Annotated in this window: 3 protein-coding genes and 1 pseudogene; all 4 read right to left on the bottom strand. The window is 41.2% G+C overall.

The genetic code is table 11. The features are described from left to right. Positions 1 to 186 precede the first annotated feature (186 nt). Positions 187 to 795: a serine O-acetyltransferase EpsC gene (gene epsC, locus QZ055_RS08925; RefSeq protein ID WP_295826338.1), complete on the bottom strand. Its 609-nt coding sequence runs from the start codon at positions 793 to 795 to the stop codon at positions 187 to 189. Positions 796 to 895: 100 nt separating this feature from the next. After that, positions 896 to 1,810 carry a cysteine synthase A gene (gene cysK, locus QZ055_RS08920; RefSeq protein WP_295826335.1) on the bottom strand — a complete coding sequence of 305 codons (915 nt, stop codon included), beginning with the start codon at positions 1,808 to 1,810 and terminating at the stop codon, positions 896 to 898. A 213-nt stretch (positions 1,811 to 2,023) separates the two neighbouring features. Further along, on the bottom strand, positions 2,024 to 2,836 hold the full coding sequence (locus QZ055_RS08915) for a hypothetical protein (RefSeq protein ID WP_295826332.1): 813 nt from the start codon (positions 2,834 to 2,836) through the stop codon (positions 2,024 to 2,026). Positions 2,837 to 2,885: 49 nt separating this feature from the next. After that, positions 2,886 to 3,004 (bottom strand): annotated as a pseudogene (locus tag QZ055_RS08910) (NADPH-dependent 7-cyano-7-deazaguanine reductase QueF); the annotation flags it as partial.

Below are 3,004 nucleotides of genomic sequence, written 5' to 3'. Positions count from 1 at the left end.
CCGTCCTCTTCAGCCTCTTGAGTAATCCTCCATGCTTTACTGGGTAATCATATCATACCCAATAAGGCATTGTCAATCGTATTATTTCAACATGGATTCGATGAACTCAAAAACCTCTAACTACTAGTTCAACTAATAGTTAGAGGTTCTATCCTTCTATATTATATAAGGTTTTATTACACTATATTAAATATAGTATTCTATGTAATCGTCAGGAATTTTCTTTTCCTCTGCCTGGCCATTATTAATGCGACGAGGTTTACGGACATACATATTTTCTGGATCCGTTTCAAAGATAACCATATCTTTAGGGATATCGTGTTTGATAACGAGGTTACAACCGATTTTAGTACGCGCCCCAATGGTAATATCCCCTAAGATTTTCGTGCCTGTACCGATGAGTACTTCGTCTTCGATGGTCGGATGGCGTTTTACCTTTTTAGAGGACATGCCACCTAACGTCACTTGGTGGAACAAGGTCACATTATCCCCTACGATTGCCGTTTCACCGATAACGACACCCATGCCATGGTCGATAAATAAACCACGACCAATGGTAGCACCTGGATGAATCTCAATGCCCGTTACGTGACGAGAATGTAATGCCACCCGACGCGCCAAGGTTGGCCACCCCGCCTTATAGAGGCGGTGCGCAAAGAAATGCCAGAATAAGGCCGTAATATGCGGATACGTCCAAATAACCATCCACACACTTGTTGCGGCTGGGTCAGAATCCATTACGCGCTTAATATTATATTGAATTTTGCCCCATAATTCGCGCAAACCTTGCATCATAGTGACTCCATCTCAAATAATTCTACTCATATAATATATAGTATACAACATATGTGGTCTGTATTCCTATACATAAGATGTTTTATCTATGCGAAATCCGTTACTTTACATATTCGTTATTAGCAAAATCCAAGAGGGATAAATATTTTTCTACCCCATCTGGTGCAATAACCACTATATTCGCCTTTGGTTCTTCTCGTGCAATGCGCTTAGCTGCTACGATAGCTGCCCCCGCTGAAAGTCCAATAGAAACACCGCTTTCACGCATAAAGGTTTGTACTTCGCTAAAGGCTTCTTCGTCGCTTACAGTTTGTACGCCGTCCATCAAGCTTTGGTCGAAGTTCTCTGGAATGAAGCCCGCACCAATACCTTGAATTTTGTGAGGACCACCCTTGCCTTCTGTAATGGCCGGAGATCCTGTTGGTTCCACCGCGATAGATTTCAGATTCGGATTATGCTCTTTCAATCGTCTAGTAACACCTGTGAAAGTACCACCTGTACCGATACCTGCCACAAATACGTCTACATTCGGCACTTGTTCTATGATTTCAGCGCCCGTAGTACGGTAATGTATATCTGGATTCGCAGGATTTACAAATTGGCCCAACGTAAACGCATTAGGATATTTCTCTAAGATTTCATTTGCTCGTTCAAGAGCACCCTTCATGCCCGTTTCTTTTGCTGTTAAGATGAGCTGTGCACCGTACGCCTTGATAAGCTCACGACGTTCTTTACTCATGCTTTCAGGCATAATAATTACAGTTTTAATATGTAAGATAGCGCCCACCATGGCAAGAGCAATACCTGTATTGCCACTTGTAGCCTCTACGATAATGCTATCCTCGTGAAGGCGTCCTTTCTCCTTAGCATCTTGCAACATACCAAGTACTGCGCGATCTTTCACAGAACCGCCTACATTATATTTTTCAAGCTTTACATAAATATTGGTATTTGGTAATTGATATACCGGAGTTTTACCAATTAGTTCAGTTGTTTGATTTGTGACTATACTCATCTGATTCTCCTTTTGGTGATAGATGATAAAAATCGTCCTCAGGAACATCCCAAGGACGATATGAATTTCACCTTGTTATTCTCTATACACTGGATATAACCATTTGTGTATTCTCATAAATACAATCATACTCTATCACCTGCATCTATGCATTGTCAAGAGAATGAGAACCGCTTTTAAAACCCTAAAAATATAGGAAATAACTAGGTTTATTTATAATTTTGTCAGTGTGTCTACCACCATACCCCAAGTAACAGGCACCATAATAATAACTAGCGCGAGTCCGATAAAGATGACTGTCCCTAGTATAACGGTAAGTCGTGGAAGGATGGCTATCACGGTACTATTCGCTACATTATACGCCTTATCTATGTCATAGTGTAGCGCTACATAGCCCCACAGGAATCCTGCTATCACATATATCGCTACATAAGTGTCCAGTATGATATGCGTTGATGTCATCGTTTCAACATGCATTAACCGATTGATGACTGGTGAAAGTAGCACATTAGCAAGCATTGCTATAAGCTTGAACCATATAAGGCATATAATATAAGGCCACATAGTTCTCATGGTCATCCGCAACATATAAAGCAGACCAACTATACCTGAACCCAATGTGCCCTTTGTATGTGCCATGTACCGTTCCATCCAAGACGGTTGTTCTTTGCCTTGATGTAGTTGGTCATAATGAAACGATAAATTTCTTTCACCATGCGCCAAATCGACGAGGCCTAACACTTGTAACAACACCAGAGCAAAAACGACAACAACGCCTATTTGGAAGCTTTCACTAAAGAATAGAGCCATCGGGTCAAATGTTAGCTCACTCAAAGACGATAGATTACCATAAACATCATAAAATGCAGCATATATGCCATTTGTTATGAGTACATCCACGATAAATAGGGTCAATATAAAAATAATATACCCATTCCACCGAGTCCATCTGCTGAGATGTGACAACTGCGTATGCTCCCCTACGATTATGGATGCAGGGTGAATAGACAAGATCACACCGATCATAAAAAACATTATGAACGATGTGCCCATTGTTATATATTCATATACCATATTAACGGTATGCTACGCGCTCAGGCTGCATGTCGTGAAAATGAAGGCGCTCTTTTGCCGTCTTCTCCCAGTCTGTACCAGGCTTGCCATAGTTTGCGTATGGATCGATGGACAAACCAC

Source organism: uncultured Veillonella sp., assembly GCF_905209685.1.
GTDB lineage: Bacteria > Bacillota > Negativicutes > Veillonellales > Veillonellaceae > Veillonella.
Note: the sequence above shows the minus strand (reverse complement) of the source record. Positions and strands in the feature narration are given on the sequence as shown.

What these genes read in the sequence shown, in the direction of transcription:
- epsC (WP_295826338.1), bottom strand. Translation starts at nt 795, where the DNA reads ATGATGCAAGGTTTGCGCGAATTATGGGGCAAAATTCAATATAATATT.
- cysK (WP_295826335.1), bottom strand. Translation starts at nt 1,810, where the DNA reads ATGAGTATAGTCACAAATCAAACAACTGAACTAATTGGTAAAACTCCG.
- QZ055_RS08915 (WP_295826332.1), bottom strand. Translation starts at nt 2,836, where the DNA reads ATGATCGGTGTGATCTTGTCTATTCACCCTGCATCCATAATCGTAGGG.